Source organism: Vulcanithermus mediatlanticus (assembly GCF_055385885.1).
The window spans coordinates 1,968,896-1,983,455 of sequence record NZ_AP042385.1; the positions used below are offsets into that span (position 1 = coordinate 1,968,896).

The 14,560-nt window shown below is 65.8% G+C and carries 15 protein-coding genes and 1 tRNA gene; 11 read left to right on the plus strand and 5 right to left on the minus strand.

The genetic code is table 11. The features are described from left to right. The 8 genes from tsf to ACZ5BT_RS11205 are packed head-to-tail and all read left to right on the plus strand — an operon-like array spanning position 1 to position 6,175. Entirely contained in the window at positions 1-597 is a 597-nt protein-coding gene (tsf, locus tag ACZ5BT_RS11170; RefSeq protein ID WP_464884662.1) for a translation elongation factor Ts, read from the plus strand. Positions 598-640: 43 nt separating this feature from the next. Next, positions 641-1,348, plus strand: a complete 708-nt coding sequence (gene pyrH, locus ACZ5BT_RS11175; protein ID WP_464884663.1) for a UMP kinase — start codon at positions 641-643, stop codon at positions 1,346-1,348. A gap of 12 nt (positions 1,349-1,360) precedes the next feature. Beyond that, a complete protein-coding gene (gene frr / locus ACZ5BT_RS11180; protein WP_464884664.1) occupies positions 1,361-1,918 on the plus strand; it encodes a ribosome recycling factor in 558 nt (185 codons plus the stop codon). After that, positions 1,918-2,607: a polyprenyl diphosphate synthase gene (uppS, locus tag ACZ5BT_RS11185; RefSeq protein ID WP_464885828.1), complete on the plus strand. Its 690-nt coding sequence runs from the start codon at positions 1,918-1,920 to the stop codon at positions 2,605-2,607. The genes frr and uppS overlap by 1 nt, the downstream gene beginning before the upstream one ends. Then, positions 2,543-3,409 (plus strand): phosphatidate cytidylyltransferase, encoded by an 867-nt coding sequence (locus tag ACZ5BT_RS11190; protein WP_464884665.1) that lies wholly within the window; start codon positions 2,543-2,545, stop codon positions 3,407-3,409. The genes uppS and ACZ5BT_RS11190 overlap by 65 nt, the downstream gene beginning before the upstream one ends. Continuing rightward, a complete protein-coding gene (gene dxr / locus ACZ5BT_RS11195; RefSeq protein WP_464884666.1) occupies positions 3,406-4,512 on the plus strand; it encodes a 1-deoxy-D-xylulose-5-phosphate reductoisomerase in 1,107 nt (368 codons plus the stop codon). The genes ACZ5BT_RS11190 and dxr overlap by 4 nt, the downstream gene beginning before the upstream one ends. Further along, positions 4,509-5,537: a M50 family metallopeptidase gene (locus ACZ5BT_RS11200; RefSeq protein ID WP_464884667.1), complete on the plus strand. Its 1,029-nt coding sequence runs from the start codon at positions 4,509-4,511 to the stop codon at positions 5,535-5,537. The genes dxr and ACZ5BT_RS11200 overlap by 4 nt, the downstream gene beginning before the upstream one ends. Continuing rightward, positions 5,534-6,175 (plus strand): glycosyltransferase family 2 protein, encoded by a 642-nt coding sequence (locus ACZ5BT_RS11205; RefSeq protein ID WP_464884668.1) that lies wholly within the window; start codon positions 5,534-5,536, stop codon positions 6,173-6,175. Before ACZ5BT_RS11200 ends, ACZ5BT_RS11205 begins: the two co-directional genes overlap by 4 nt. Here ACZ5BT_RS11205 and ACZ5BT_RS11210 read toward each other — a convergent pair. From ACZ5BT_RS11210 to pxpB, 3 genes are read right to left on the minus strand one after another with little or no spacing between them, the layout of a single operon-like run. Next, positions 6,147-6,722 (minus strand): hypothetical protein, encoded by a 576-nt coding sequence (locus tag ACZ5BT_RS11210; protein ID WP_464884669.1) that lies wholly within the window; start codon positions 6,720-6,722, stop codon positions 6,147-6,149. The two genes, ACZ5BT_RS11205 and ACZ5BT_RS11210, sit on opposite strands and share 29 nt — an antisense overlap. Positions 6,723-6,724: 2 nt before the next feature. Next, positions 6,725-7,510 carry a pyrroline-5-carboxylate reductase gene (proC, locus tag ACZ5BT_RS11215; protein WP_464884670.1) on the minus strand — a complete coding sequence of 262 codons (786 nt, stop codon included), beginning with the start codon at positions 7,508-7,510 and terminating at the stop codon, positions 6,725-6,727. 10 nt (positions 7,511-7,520) lie between these two features. After that, positions 7,521-9,071, minus strand: coding sequence for a 5-oxoprolinase subunit PxpB (gene pxpB / locus ACZ5BT_RS11220; RefSeq protein ID WP_464885829.1), 1,551 nt, complete (start codon positions 9,069-9,071; stop codon positions 7,521-7,523). A 48-nt stretch (positions 9,072-9,119) separates the two neighbouring features. Between pxpB and ACZ5BT_RS11225 the strand changes: the two genes are divergently transcribed. The 3 genes from ACZ5BT_RS11225 (at position 9,120) to ACZ5BT_RS11235 (ending at position 13,127) form a co-directional block, all read left to right on the plus strand. Beyond that, a complete protein-coding gene (locus tag ACZ5BT_RS11225; protein ID WP_464884671.1) occupies positions 9,120-11,804 on the plus strand; it encodes a PAS domain S-box protein in 2,685 nt (894 codons plus the stop codon). A gap of 40 nt (positions 11,805-11,844) precedes the next feature. Continuing rightward, positions 11,845-12,939 (plus strand): integrase core domain-containing protein, encoded by a 1,095-nt coding sequence (locus ACZ5BT_RS11230; RefSeq protein WP_464884672.1) that lies wholly within the window; start codon positions 11,845-11,847, stop codon positions 12,937-12,939. Positions 12,940-13,035: 96 nt separating this feature from the next. Beyond that, positions 13,036-13,127: transfer RNA gene (locus ACZ5BT_RS11235), tRNA-Ser, on the plus strand. 33 nt (positions 13,128-13,160) lie between these two features. Here the strand turns inward: ACZ5BT_RS11235 and ACZ5BT_RS11240 are convergent. Beyond that, positions 13,161-13,970, minus strand: a complete 810-nt coding sequence (locus ACZ5BT_RS11240; RefSeq protein WP_464884673.1) for a helical backbone metal receptor — start codon at positions 13,968-13,970, stop codon at positions 13,161-13,163. Beyond that, positions 13,967-14,539, minus strand: a complete 573-nt coding sequence (gene coaE / locus ACZ5BT_RS11245) for a dephospho-CoA kinase (RefSeq protein WP_464884674.1) — start codon at positions 14,537-14,539, stop codon at positions 13,967-13,969. Before coaE ends, ACZ5BT_RS11240 begins: the two co-directional genes overlap by 4 nt. Positions 14,540-14,560 lie beyond the last annotated feature (21 nt).

A 14,560-nucleotide genomic window follows, 5' to 3' on the forward strand; every position in this document is an offset into this window, starting at 1 on the left:
ATGAGCCAGATCGAACGCATCAAAAAGCTGCGCGCCGCCACCGGGGCGGGCATGATGGACGTCAAGAAGGCCCTCGAGGACGCGGGCTGGGACGAAGAGAAAGCCATTCAGCTCCTGCGCGAGCGGGGCGCCGCCAAGGCGGCCAAAAAGGCCGACCGCGTGGCCCAGGAAGGCCTCATCGTCTCCTACATCCACCACAACCAGCGGCTCGGGGTGATGCTCGAGGTCAACTGCGAAACCGACTTCGTCGCCCGTACCGAGGACTTCCAGTCGCTGGCCAAGAACATCGCTATGCACATCGCCATGGCGGCCCCGAAGTACGTTTCGGTTGATCAGATCCCGTCTGAGGAGCTGGAAAAAGAACGCGAGATCTACATCAAGGCCGCGCTGGCCGAGGGTAAGCCCGAACAGATCGCGCAGAAAATCGCCGAGGGGCGGATCAAAAAGTACGTCCAGGAAGTGGTGCTGCTCGAGCAGCCCTACGTCAAGGACGACTCGATCACCGTCGGCGAGCTCTTAAAGCAAGCCATCGCCAAAATCGGCGAGAACATCGTGGTGCGAAGGTTCTGTCGCTTCGAGCTCGGCGCTGAGGAGTGAATGGGGCCCATCGGGCCCCATTCTTCTCGGTCAGGAGTGAGGCATGGCCTACAAACGGGTGCTGCTCAAACTCTCGGGAGAGTTTCTCTCCGGCAACGGATTCGGTATCCGCCCCGAAGCCACGCGGGCGCTGGCGCAAGAAGTCGCCCGGGCCAAGGCCGAGACCGGGGCTGAGATCGCGGTGGTGGTGGGGGCCGGGAACCTCTGGCGCGGGGCACGTCAGGGGGTTGGGATGGACCGGGCCACCGCCGATTACATCGGCATGCTGGCCACGATCATGAACGCGCTGGCGTTGCAGGATGCTCTCGAGGCCCAGGGCCTTGAAACCCGGGTCCAAACCGCCCTGACCATCACCGAGGTCGCCGAGCCCTACATCCGTCGCCGCGCGTTGCGCCACCTGGAAAAAGGGCGGGTGGTGATCTTCGGCGGTGGCACCGGCAACCCCTATTTCTCCACCGACACCGCCGCCGCCCTCCGGGCGCTCGAGATCGGAGCCGAGGCGGTGCTCATGGCCAAGAACAAGGTCGACGGGGTATACGATAAGGACCCGAGGAAGCACCCCGACGCCGTGAAGTTCGACCGCCTCGCTTACATGGAGGTCCTCTCCAAAGGCCTCGGGGTCATGGACCCCACCGCGGTGACGCTCTGCATGGAAGCCGCGTTGCCGATCCTGGTCTTCGACATTTTCCAAAGCGGCGCCCTGGTGCAGATCCTCAAGGGAGAAACGGTTGGTACACTGATCCATGGTTAAGGGGGGTCCGGAATGTTTAAGGAGATCATCAAGGAAACTCGAGATCACATGGAAAAAGCGGTGGAGGTCTTCCAGAGTCATTTGGCCTCGCTCCGCACCGGACGCGCCAACCCCGAACTCCTGGCGCACGTCAAGGTGTCGTACTACGGCAGCGAAATGCCGCTCAACCAGCTGGCGTCAATCAGCGCCCCGGACGCCCGCACCCTGGTGATCCAGGCCTGGGACGCCGGCGCCCTGCCCGCCATCGAAAAGGCCATTCGCGAATCCGACCTCAGCCTCAACCCCAACAACAAGGGCGACGCCATCTACATCAACATTCCCCCGCTCACCGAAGAGCGCCGCAAGGATTTGGTTCGCACCGCCCACCAGCTCGCCGAGGAAGCCAGGATCGCCGTGCGCAACATCCGGCGGGGAGCGCTTGAGGAGGTGCGCAAAAAGGCCAAGGAAGAGCACCTCTCCGAAGACGACGAGCATCGGGCCAAGGCCGAAGTACAAAAGCTCACCGACGAGTACATCGAGCGCATCGGTGAGCTGCTCGAGCGAAAAGAGAAGGAAATTCTCGGCGAGTGATGCAACCGGACCCGCGCCACGTTGCCATCATCATGGACGGAAACGGCCGCTGGGCCACCGCCCGGGGGCTGCCCCGGGCCGCTGGCCACGCCGCGGGCCGGGAAGCCATCCGCAACGTGGTTCGCGCCGCCATCAAGCACAACGTCCCCTGGCTCACCCTCTACGCCTTTTCGACCGAGAACTGGCGGCGCCCCCAGGAAGAAGTCGAGCTGCTCTTTCGCCTCTTTGAGGAAGTGCTCTGGGAAGAGACGCCGAGGCTGGTCACCGAAGGGGTGAAGATCTCGGTCATCGGGGAGCGGGAAGGGCTGCCACCGTCGCTTTTGGAGGCCATCCGCTACGCCGAGGAAGCCTCGGTCGGCGGTCAGCGCCTCCACCTCGTCACCGCGATCAACTACGGAGGACGGCAGGAGATCCTGCGGGCCATCAAACGGCTCGCCGCCTCGGGCCTGGAGATCAACGAAGCCAACCTGCGCCGGGCCTTCTACCTGCCCGAACTCCCCGACCCCGACCTGGTCATCCGTACCAGCGGGGAACTCAGGGTCTCCAATTTTTTGCTCTGGCAGTCGGCGTATTCCGAACTCTGGGTGACGGAAAAGTACTGGCCAGACTTTACCGAGGAGGACTTTGCACGCGCCATTACCGCCTACCGAGAACGGGAGCGACGCTTCGGAGGCGTCCCTCAGCGCTAGGATCAAGACCGCTGCCATCGGTCTGGCCGGGCTCGTGGTGGTGATCGCCGTCGGGCTCCCGCTGCTCGCTCCACTGCTCGTGGCCCTGGTTTGGATCGGCAGCGGCGAACTGGCGGCGATGTTCGCGCACCGGGGGATCAAGCTCAACCTCGGTTTTCTTCGTTACGGGGGCATCGTCATGCTCGTCGCCTCGATGCCCCAGCTGGCCGCGCGCTACCCCGACATCCCCTGGCGCGAGGTGGCGCTGGGGCTCGCCCTGATGGGGGCTTTCATCTACGAGCTGGTGGCCGGAGCCAACATCCCCCGACTGGTCCACAGCCTCTTCGGCTTCCTCTACCTCCCCTGGACCCTGGGCTACGTCTTGCTCCTGCGCTACGCCCCGAACGAAAATCTGGGCGTTTGGACCCTGACCCTGCCCCTGATCGCAACCTTCGCCACCGATATCGGGGCTTTTTTCGTCGGCAAGCGCTGGGGGCGGATCAAGATCGCCCCCAAGATCAGCCCCGGGAAAACCCTCGAGGGCACGCTCGGCGGCATCCTGGCCTCCTTCCTCTCCCTTCTCGTCTTCACCGCCCTGGTCCGGCGGGCCTTTCCCTTTGGCTGGGTCGAGCTTTTACTGGTGAGCCTCTTGATCTCCGTCGCCGCCCAGCTCGGCGACCTCACCGAGTCCATGCTCAAGCGCTACTGCGGGGTCAAGGACTCGGGTACCATCCTCCCCGGTCACGGCGGCATCCTAGATCGGCTCGATAGCCTCATCTTCTCGGTTCCCCTCACCTACTACCTCATGGTGCTCTTCACATGAAACTCGCGATTCTCGGTTCTACCGGTTCCATCGGACGGCAGGCCCTCGAGGTCGCCCGCTGGCGAAAGGCCCGCATCATCGGCCTCGCCGCCGGCAAAAACGCCGAGGCGCTGGCGCGCCAGATTCAAAAGACACGCCCCGAGGTCGTCTATGCCCACCCCGAGACCCGGGCCCTGCTGAAACCCCTCTTCCCTCACCTGCGGTGGGTGGACTCGGCGGAAGAGGTGGCGGCCCACCCGGAGGTGGAGACCGTGGTCGCCGCCATCCCCGGGCTGGCCGGGCTTTTGCCGGTGCGGGCGGCCCTCGAGGCCGGCAAGCGCGTCGCCCTGGCCAACAAGGAAGCCATGGTGGCGGCCGGGCCCTTGCTCTGGGCCATCGCCGAGAGCGCCGCGGCCAGCATCATCCCCGTGGATTCCGAGCACTCGGCCCTTTTCCAGGCACTCCTCGGCGAGCGGGGCCAGGACGTGGCTGAACTCATCCTCACCGCCTCCGGCGGTCCTTTTCTCCACGGCCCCAGCGACCTCAGCGCGGTGACGCCCGAAATGGCCCTCAAGCACCCCAAGTGGCGTATGGGGGCCAAGGTCACCGTCGATTCCGCGACCCTCTTCAACAAGGGGCTTGAGGTCCTCGAGGCCAAAGAGCTCTTCCGTCTCCCCCTGGAACGGATCAAGGTCCTCATCCATCCTCAGGCCTACGTGCACGGTATCGTCCGCTTCGTCGACGGCTCGCTCAAAGCCCAGCTGGGGCCGACCGACATGCGCCTTCCCATCCAGTACGCCCTGACCTACCCCGACCGGGCCCCGACGCCGCTTTCCGACCTGCCCATTCCCGAACGGCTCGAGTTCCTTCCCCCGGACACCGAGCGTTTCCCCGCCCTGCTCGCGGCCTACGAGGCCGGGCGCCGGGGGTCTTTGGCCCAGGTCGCGGTCAACGCCGCCGACGAGGTCGCGGTCGAGGCCTTTCTCACCGGGGCGATCCCCTTCACGCACATCCCCAAAATCCTGTTCCAGGTCCTGGAGGAAGCCCCCGCGGGTCGGTTAAGCTGGGAAGCACTGGCCGAGGTCGATGCCTGGGCCAGGAAACGGGCAAGGGAGCTGGTATGAGCCTTTTTTGGTTTGCCGTCATCATCGGTCTGAGCATCTTCGTCCACGAGCTCGGGCACTATCTGGCCGCACGCGCCCAGGGCGTGAAGGTGCCGGCCTTTTCGGTCGGCTTTGGACCAGCCCTTTTGCGATTCGTCTGGAAAGAGACCGAATGGCGTATCGGCCTCATCCCCCTCGGCGGCTACGCCCTCATCGAGGGCATGGTCGAGGAAGAGGAAGGCCCGCCGAAGGGCTATGCCCGCCTCGGGTTTTGGGGCAAGGCGCTGATCTTGGTGGGCGGCGTTTTCATGAACCTGCTCCTGGCCTGGCTTCTTTTGGGGCTCGTCTTCAGCCAACGCGGGGCGCCGAAGGTCGTTCCCGCCCAGGCCGAGATCATCGAGGTGTTGCCGCAGAGCCTGGCCGAGGCGAGCGGCCTTTTGCCGGGAGACGTGATCGTGGCCATCGACGGCCAGCCACTCAAGGACTACACCGAGCTGACCCGGATTAAAGCCCGGCCCGGCGAGCACAAGATCACGGTGCTGCGCGACGGACAAACCGAGACCCTGACCCTCGTCTGGCGCGAAGACGCCAGGCAGATCGGGGTCCGCTACGGACCCCGGGTCGAGATGGTGCCCCTGACGTATCCCGAGGCGCTGGCCTTTTCGGTCTCCTTCACCATCAAGGCCTTTCCCGCCATGGTCAAGGCCTTCGTCAGCGGCATCACCGGCGTCATCAGCGGCCGCCCCTCACCGGATCTGGTGGGGCCGGTGGGCATCGTGGCCATGACCGGCGAGGCCGCGCGCCAGGGTCTTTTGGCCCTGGCCCAGCTCGCAGCCACCATCAACCTTTCGCTCGCGGTCTTCAACCTGCTGCCCATTCCGGGGCTCGACGGCGGGCGGCTCTTGCTCTTGGTGCTGGGGCGCATCCTGCCCGGCAGGCTCACCCCCGAGCGTGAAGCCTGGGTCAACTTCATCGGCCTGGCCTTCGTCCTGCTGCTGCTGGTGATGATCACCGCACAGGACCTGGGGCGCCTTTTCCAGCCATGAGCGCCACGGTACTGATTCCGGCGTACAACGAAGCGGCCACCATCGAGGCGGTCGTCCGCGTGGCCCGGGAGGGCGGGTTTCCGGTGGTCGTCGTCGACGACGGTTCGACCGACGGCACCGCCGACGCCGCGGCCCGCGCCGGCGCGACGGTGATCCAGCTGAAAAAGAATTCGGGCAAGGGCGGGGCCTACGCCGAAGGCCTCAAGCACGTGCACACGCCCTACGTCATCCTCCTCGACGCCGATCTGGTGGGCCTGCGGAAGGATCACCTGCAGGCGCTCTTGCAACCGGTGCTCGAGGGCGAGGCCGACATGACGGTGGGGGTTTTTCGCGGCGGGCGGCTGCTCACCGACATCGGGAACAGAATCACGCCTTTTCTTTCCGGCCAGCGCGCGCTCGCGACCGAGCGACTGCGGAGGGTCCCGGGTCTGGCGGAGGCCCGCTACGACGTCGAGCTCCTGATCACGCAGGCAGCGAAGGCGGGAGGCTGGCGGACCCGATACCTCCCCCTGACCGGGCTTTCGCAGGTGATGAAGGAGGAAAAGCGGGGGTTCCTTAAAGGGGCCCTCCACCGAATGCGGATGTATTTCGAAGTGCTTCGCTACGCCCTCAAGGCGAAAACTCGGAGAGATCGATGACGCCGCCGTCGGGGGTCGCGTAGCGCACCACCCCGACCCCCGGCGCAAAGTAATAGTCGACGGTGCTCAGCCCCCCATTCAGGGTGCGGACGGTCGAGCGTATCCGGAAGGCGTTGAAGCGGCCGAGGGGCACCGAAACCCCCTCCAGGGCCACCACCTTGGCCTGGGTCAGGACCCGCTCGCCGGCGAGGGTGGTCGTGTTTTCCCAGCTCATGCCCACCTCGAGGGGGGCTGCTGGGTAGAGCCGGATCGGCGGGTCGTAGACCAGCGTCCGGCCCTCGGTCACCAGGGCGTGCAGCCAGACCCCATCGCCAAAGGAGAAGGCCTCGGTCATCTTCGCCCCGCTCGGGTAGCGGTGTTCGAGCATCCAGACCTCGACCCCACCGAGCGCCTTGACCTCGACGAAGGTCTGGACCTCACCCGAGGTGTAGACCCAGCGCATACCGAGCGCGTGGGGGAAGTAGGCGCGGGCATCCGGACCGCCCCGCCCCAGGGCCAGAGCGAAGAATAGGGCAAGCCCCAAAAAGGCGCGCGGGAGTCTTGGCACCTTTAGACCCTCCTTCCAAGCGTGCGCCCGCGCTCGGTCGCGGCCTCAACGGCCTCGATCAGCGCCGCCCTCACCCCGCGGGCCTCGAGGGCACCGAGCCCAAAAATCGTGGTGCCGCCGGGGCTTGCGACCTGGTCCTTGAGCACCGCCGGGTGCTCCCTTTGCAAGAGCTCGCCGGTGGCCACCAGGACCTCGGCGGCGAAGGCCAGGGCCTGATCGCGGGGGATCCCCATCTTGACCCCGCCGTCGGCGAGAGCCTCGGCGATCAGCGCCAGGTAAGCGGGGGCCGAGGCCGACATGGCGGTAAAGGCGTCGAAAAGGTGCTCGCTCAATCGGTAGACGTTGCCCACGGTGGAAAAGAGGCGCCGGGCAAACGCCAGGTCTTCGGCCTCCTCGGCCTCGGGGTAGGCGGTGAGCACGGTCGTGCTCCGCTTGATGGTGGCCGCCACGTTGGGCATGGCCCGGACCACGCGCCGGGTGCCCAAAAGCTCGGCGATCACCCCGGTGGGGACCCCGGCCATGATCGAGATGTAACCGACGCCGGCGTGGGCGATCTTCGGCGCGAGCGCGGGGAAATCCTGGGGCTTGACCGCCACCAGCACCCGCTCGGCCGACTTGAGGTCGCCTTCCTCCAGGGGGCGGACCCCGAACGCCCGGGCCCGGGCCTCGGTGAGCGAAGGGGTGGCTTCCAACACCCCGATCGCGTTCGCCTCGAGCAGGCCTGCCTCGAGCACCCCCTTGAGCAGGCTCTGCCCCATGCGACCCAACCCCACGATGGCGAGTTTCATAGCGAAGAGTTTACGCGGGGAAGGGTGCTTTTTCAACTTGGTCAAAGTCGAACACGACGCCCGTCCGGCGACCCGTCAGTGCAAATCGCACCTCGTCACCCGCCCGCAGCTGGGCCATACGGGGCAGGTCCGCAGGATGCACCAGCGCCGGCTTGGCGTAGCCGCCAAGCGTGCCCCGATCCACTAGGAGCACAATGGGCTCGCCGCCCGGCGGCACCTGGATGGCGCCGATGGGCACGGCCTCGCTCGTGACCTCCCCGCCCGGGACCTCCGGCCCCTCGAGGCGAACGCCCATGCGATCCGCCTGGCGCACGACGAAGGTGGCGGCGGTGAGGGCCTCGAGGGCCTCGGGCGTCGCCTGGGGCCCGGGGAGAATCCGGATCCGGCGGTTTTGGTCCGCGCCTCGGGTGTACGGGACGAACGAACGCCCGGGGCGCACCGGGGCTTCCCTGGCCAGGCCAAGACGAACCCCCTCGACCAGCGGGGCGCCGATCATGCCCTTTAAATCCACGGAAGCGCTGCCCCAAAAACGGCCGACTTCAAAACCGCCGGCAACGGCCAGGTACCCCCGCACCCCTCCGGCATCGGGGACGAAGCTCAGCCGGTCTCCCGGGAACACGGCGAAACTCGTCCACGGCGGGACCGGCTCGCCGTTTCGCAAAGGGCGGAGCCCGTAGCCGGCAAAAGCCAGCACCGCCGGGGCCAGGACCAGCATCTCGGGCCCCCGGAGGCTCATCTCCAAGAGCGGGGCTCCCGGCGGGTTGCCGACCAGGCGGTTCGCCACCGCCGCCGAAGGGGCATCCGCCGGTCCCGACCGGGCGAGGCCAAAGCGCCCGGCCATGAAACGCCCCTGGTCGAGCACGAGATCCAAAAGGCCGGGGGAAAGAACCTCGAGCACCGGTCGACGCGGCGTCTCGGGGAGCAGGGCGAGGGCCTCGGGCGGTGCCGGTGCTTCCCCGACCTCGGGGACGAAGCGCACCCGGTCGCCGGGCGCGAGCAAAAAAGGCGCATCCCGGTTGGGATCGTATATGCGGACCAGCGTTCGCCCGATCAAGTTCCACCCGCCCGGGCTCTCGAGGGGATACACCCCAGTCTGGCGCCCGGCGATGCCCACGGCGTGGGCGGGCACCCGCGACCGGGGCGCCGCTCGCCGGGGCTTGGCAATCCGGGCATCGACCTCAGCCATGAAGGGGAAGCCCGGCGTAAACCCGATGGCAAAGACGCGGTAGCTGCGCCCGGCATGGGCCCGGATGACCTCGTCGTTCGTAAGCCCCGCCCAGCGGGCAACCTCGTCGAGGTCCGGCCCATCGTAGCGAACCGGAATGCGAACCTCCCGTCCTTCGGGGGGCTCGGCACCACTCAAGCGAGCCAACCCTCTGAGGATCGCCCGCCGATTCGTCCGCCGGGGGTCGAACTCGAGGTAGAGGGTCGCGTAACCGGGGATCACGTCGGTCACCCCGGGCGGGGGGCTTTCCAGCAAGGCCCGGGCCAGGGCGTGCACCCTGGCGTTGGCCCTGGGGTCGAGCCCCTGCCCCAAGCGAAGGTAAAAACCAGCCATCATCATTTCTTCACATGGTAACAACGCCGGCTATCGTAGAATGGAAAGCGAATGGAAACCGACATCACAAATGCCCTCACGGTGGGGTTTTTTCGGATCGACCTCGAAGGCAAGATCCTCGAGCTCAGCGAAGAACTCGCCGCTATATTGGGCCGGGACCCCGAAGCGCTTTTGGGCCACTCCCTCCTCGGTTTCCTTCCCAAGACCACCCGCCAAGCCTGGCGGCGCTTTTTGCGAGGGCCGGAAGCGTCGATGCGCTCGAAGTTTTCGCTCGGCCAACACGGCGAAAAAGCGCTTTGGATCGAGGCCCGGCTACAAAAACTCGGCCGAAAGAGCTGCCATGGGCTCTGGATCGACATCACCCGCTTTGAAACCCAGGCCCGGCGCTTCCAGGCCCTGGTCGAGAACGCGTCCGACGTCATTTACATCGTCGATGCCGAAGGGGTCTTGAAGTACGTCAGCCCGAACGTGACCCAGGTTCTGGGCTACAGCGATGAGGGTTATCGTACGCAGCGCCTCTCCGCGATCGGCTTCGTTCACCCCGAGGACCGGCCCCAAGCGGAGGCGGTCTGGAAGCGAATCCTCGCCTCCCCGGGCGAAACCCAAACCTTCCAGGGGCGGATCTTCGACGCCGATGGGCGGGTGCGCTGGGTCGAGGTCTGGGGGAAAAACCTCCTCCACGACCCCTCGATCGAGGGGGTCGTCCTCAACGTACGCGACGTCACCGAAGAGGTCAAAGCCAAAGCGGCGCTCTCCGAGCGCGAGGAACGCCTCAGAGCGCTGGTGGAGACCGTCCCCGCCCTCATCTACGTTTTCCAACCCGATCGCTTTGTCTGGACCAACGAGGAGATGAGCCGGGTCACCGGCTACCGCCGGGAAGAACTGGCCCAGATGTCGCCCTTCGACCTCGTCCACCCCGAGGACCGGGCGCTGGTCCGGCGCCGGGCCAGGGCCCGGATGTCGGGGAAGAAAGTCACCGCTCGCTACACCTTCCGTATCCTGACCAAGAACGGCGAAATCCGCTGGCTCGACCTCTCGGCGACTCGGATCCAGCTCCCAAACGGCCCCGCCCTGCTCGGGGTGGGGATCGACGTGACCGAGGCCGTGGAAAAGCGGCGCGTCCTCGAGGCCAGGGATCAGGTGGCCAAGGCCATGCGCGTGAGCGAGGTTCCAGGGGAGATCCTGCAGGCCGCGCTCCGCTCCACCCTCGCCTTCATTCACGCTGAAGTGGGCTCGATCCTCCTCTACGACCCGGAAAAAAAGCGCTGGCAAGCCTACGCCGGCCAGGGTTGGATCGTCTCCATCCCCACCCCCTCGCCCAACGAACCCTCGATCATTCGCTGGGTCCTCGAACACAAAAAACCCTACCTCGCGCTTGACTTCCAAAACGATCCTCAGACCCACCCCGCCTCGAAGGGCTTCCTGCCCCAAGGGTGGGGCGGCGCTGTGGTCCCTCTGCTCGCGGGCGGTGAGGTGATGGGGGTCATGACCATCGCCGTACCCCACCCCCGAACCTTCAGCGAAGCCGACGTCAGGGTCCTGGCCGAGATCGCGGAGGTCGTTGGCAGCGCCGTTTACCGGCTCTCGCTGCGCAAAAAACTCGAGCGCCAGATTGCCGAGCTCGAATCACTCCGCCGGATCGACCAGGTTCTGGTACAAAACGCCGACGCTCAGACGGTGATCGAAGCCCTGCTGGAAGAAGCGATGCGCATGCTGCCCATCGACGCCGCCTCGGTCCGCCTCTACGACCCGGTGTTCCAAGGACTGCGCTTTGCCGCGGCCAAGGGGTTTCACACCCCCGCCCTCGAGCTGGGGCGGGTGATCATCCCCCTGGGCCAGGGTCATACGGGCAAGGCCGCGATCACCAAGCAGCCGGTCGAGGTCAGGGACCTCAGGGTCCAGCCCGGCTTCCATCCGCAAACCCTGGTCCAGCGCGAGGGGTTCATCGGCATGCGGGCCCTCCCCTTGCAGATGAAGGGTGAGTTGCTGGGGATCCTGGCCCTGTTTTCCCGAAAGGGGCCGCTCCAGCTTTCCCTGGAGGACGAAAACTTCCTCAGCGCCCTCGCCACCCAGGCCGCCATCGCCCTCGAGCAGCGACGCCTCTTCGAAGACCTCCACCAGGCAAAGGCCGCCATCGAGCTCGCCTACGATCTCACCATCGAAGGCTGGGCCAAGGCGGTCGAGCTCCGCGACCAGGAAACCGCCGGGCATACCCGGCGGGTCACCGAGATCACGCTCAAGCTCGGGCGGGAACTGGGCCTTTCCGAAGAGGCGCTCGAACACCTGCGGCGGGGCGCGATCCTCCACGACGTCGGCAAGATCGCCATCCCCGACGGGATCCTCCTCAAGCCCGGCCCGCTGAACGAACAGGAGTGGGCCATTATGAAACAGCACCCCGTCTATGCCTACGAGTGGCTCAAAGAGGTTCCCTTTCTCAAGAAAGCGATCGCGATCCCCTGGGCGCATCACGAGCGCTGGGATGGCTCGGGATATCCCCGGGGCCTCGCCGGCGAAGCGATCCCCCTGGCCGCTCGCATCTTCGCCGTGGCCGACGTCTTCGACGCCCTGACCTCGGACCGGCCCTACCGCAAGGCCTGGTCCCGGGAAGAGGCGCTCCGGTATCTTCGCGAGGAAAGCGGGAAGCAGTTCGATCCACGCGTGGTCGAGGCCTTCTTCCGTCTGGTCGAGCGCGGGGAAGTTGAACCCGGACAGACACATGTGAGACCGAATCGATAAGAATGTGGGGACCACTCCAGGAGAGAGGAGGTCCCCACGTATGCAGCTTACAACGGTTGGCCGGGAGGTATGGAGGGGGGCGAGGAAAGCCCAGGTGCTCCAGGAGGCTGGAGCGGGCGACCCCACGGTCCAAGACCGTCTGCGAAAGCTCAAACAAGTCGAGGCGTTCCGGAAACACAAGGTGGACTGGTCCGAGATCCAGTCCCTGGTGGGAATCAGCCGGGCCACCTACTACCGCTGGGAAAAGCGACTCAGGGAAGAAGGCCTCAAAGGCCTTGTGCCCAGATCCAAACGCCCAAGGCGGTTGCGACGAAAGCTCCACTGGACGCCCGAACTTCTCATTGCGATTGAAACTTTGAGGAAGCAAAACCCCACCTGGGGCCGCTGGCCGATCTGGCTGGCCTTGGGGAAGCAAGGCTTTGGGGTTAGCGAACGCACCGTGGGCCGCATCCTGGCCCACCTGGGAGCGCACCGTCGTGTTGAAAGCGTGGCCGCCTTCCTGGCCCGGGCGAGACGGGGGAAGGTGAAGCGAAGGCCCAGGCGCCCCTACGCCAGGAGGAAACCCAAAAGCTACGTCGCCTCCTCACCCGGCGACCTGGTTCAGGTGGACACCCTTACCGTGACCCTAGGACCCGGGGAGGTCGTCAAGCATTTTTCGGCGGTAGACCTTTACACCCGCTTTTCCCTGGCCGAGGTGCACACCCGGGCCACGGCCAACCTAGCAGCTGGCTTCCTGGCCCACCTCATCACCCAGGCCCCCTTTCCCGTCAGGGCCATTCAGGTGGACGGGGGCAGCGAGTTCATGGCCGAGTTTGAGGAAACTTGCCAACGTTTGGGTATCGAGCTCTTCGTGCTGCCCCCGAGAAGTCCCAAGCTCAATGGCCACGTGGAGCGGATGCAGCGGACCTTCAGGGAGGAGTTTTACACCCGGCCGTTGCCTTCCCGGATCCCCGAGCTCCAAAGGGAGCTCGACGCCTACCTGGACTACTACAACCGCAGGAGGCCCCATCGTGCGCTCAACGGCCTTGCGCCTCTTGAGTTCCTGGCTATGATCCAAAAGGAGTCGGTCCCCAAAAGAGTCTCAGATGTGTTGACCGATTACACGGCCTTGCGCCTCTTGAGTTCCTGGCTATGATCCAAAAGGAGTCGGTCCCCAAAAGAGTCTCAGATGTGTTGACCGATTACAGAAGTTTGACGCTCTTTCGCCCTTTTGCTAGGCTGTTTTTGGCTTGGAGAGGTGCCCGAGCGGTTGAAGGGGCACGCCTGGAGAGCGTGTGTACCCCCACCGGGGTACCGCGGGTTCGAATCCCGCCCTCTCCGCCAATCAGGCCGCCGGCCATCCGGCGGCCTTTTGAATTAGGTGTAGCGGTTGCCCGAGATCACCTGGGCGAGCTGCGACACGAGCTGCTCGAGGTAGGTAAAGAAGGTGGGGCCAAAATGGGCGAGCGCATCGCCCTCGGTGATCACCGCCGGATAGTCCCACCCACGCTCGAGAAGCAAGCGGCGCACACCTTCTGCTTGAGCCTTTCGGTTCCGAATGCGCTTGGGCTCAAAGATGACGAGCTGAGGGTCGAGGCCGGGAACGCGCTCAATCGGCGGCGCGAAGTAGGCCTCGGGATGCTCGCCGAAGACGTTTTTGAGCCCGAGGTGGGCGAGCGCCGAATGGAGGTAGCTGCCCCGACCAATGGTGATCGGGCCGCCGAGGTCGAACTCGAAGTAGACCCGAAGGCCGGGGAAACTTCCCGCGAGGTCCAGGTAACGCCGCGCCAACCCGGCGGCCGCGCCCTCGGCCTCAACGCCCAGCAAGGCGCCGACCAGGGTGACATTTTCGATGATGCCCCAGGGGCTTTGGGGAAGGGGAACCGGCCAAACGGCATAACCCCGGGCCTTGAGGTCGAGCGTGGCCTGGTGTTGCACGGCGGTGGTGGTGAAAACGAGGTCGGGCTCGAGCTCTTCCAGCAGCGACCAGCGGATCTTGGTGTAGCTGCCGACCACCGGCAACGACTCGGCCGCCGAGGGACGCCAGCAAAAGGCGCTCCGTCCCACCACCAGATCGCCCACCCCCAGGGCAAAGAGCGTGTCGGTCACGCTCGGGGCCAGCGAGACGATCCGGCGGGGTCGCGTCGGGATTTCCATTTCGCCAAGCCATTCATGCCTGAGTTTCACAGCACCTCCCTCAACCAGGCCAGGGTCTTTTCCTTCAGGGCCTCGAGGCCCCCGCTATTGTCAATCACCCAGGTTGCGCGCCGCACCTTTTCCTCCGCTGGCATCTGGCTCGCCTCCCGTCGCTCGGCGTCTTCCGGATCGAGCCCCCGCGCCAGCAACCGGCGCCGGCGCACCTGCCAGGGCGCGTTCACCACCAAGACGCCGTCCAACCGGCGCTCCCATCCCTTCTCGAAGAGCAGGGGGATCTCGACCACCACCACCCCTGCCCCCTGCGCCCGGTAGCGATCCAAGAGCTCGTCGATCCGCTTTTGCACGTAAGGATGGATGATGCCCTCGAGGCGTGCTCTCCGCTCGGGGCTTTGGAAGACGATCCGGGCCAGCTGGCTCCGGTCCGGCGTGCCGGCCGTGCAGGCCTCGGGGAAGGCCCGGCAGATTTCATCCGAACGCACCTCGAGGGCCTCGTGCGCAAGACGGTCAGCGTCGATGACCGGCACCCCCGCCTCTGCCAACACCGCGGCCACCGTGCTCTTGCCACCCCCGATGGGCCCCGTGAGTCCGATGATCTTCACGGACTTCACTATAATGGGCCC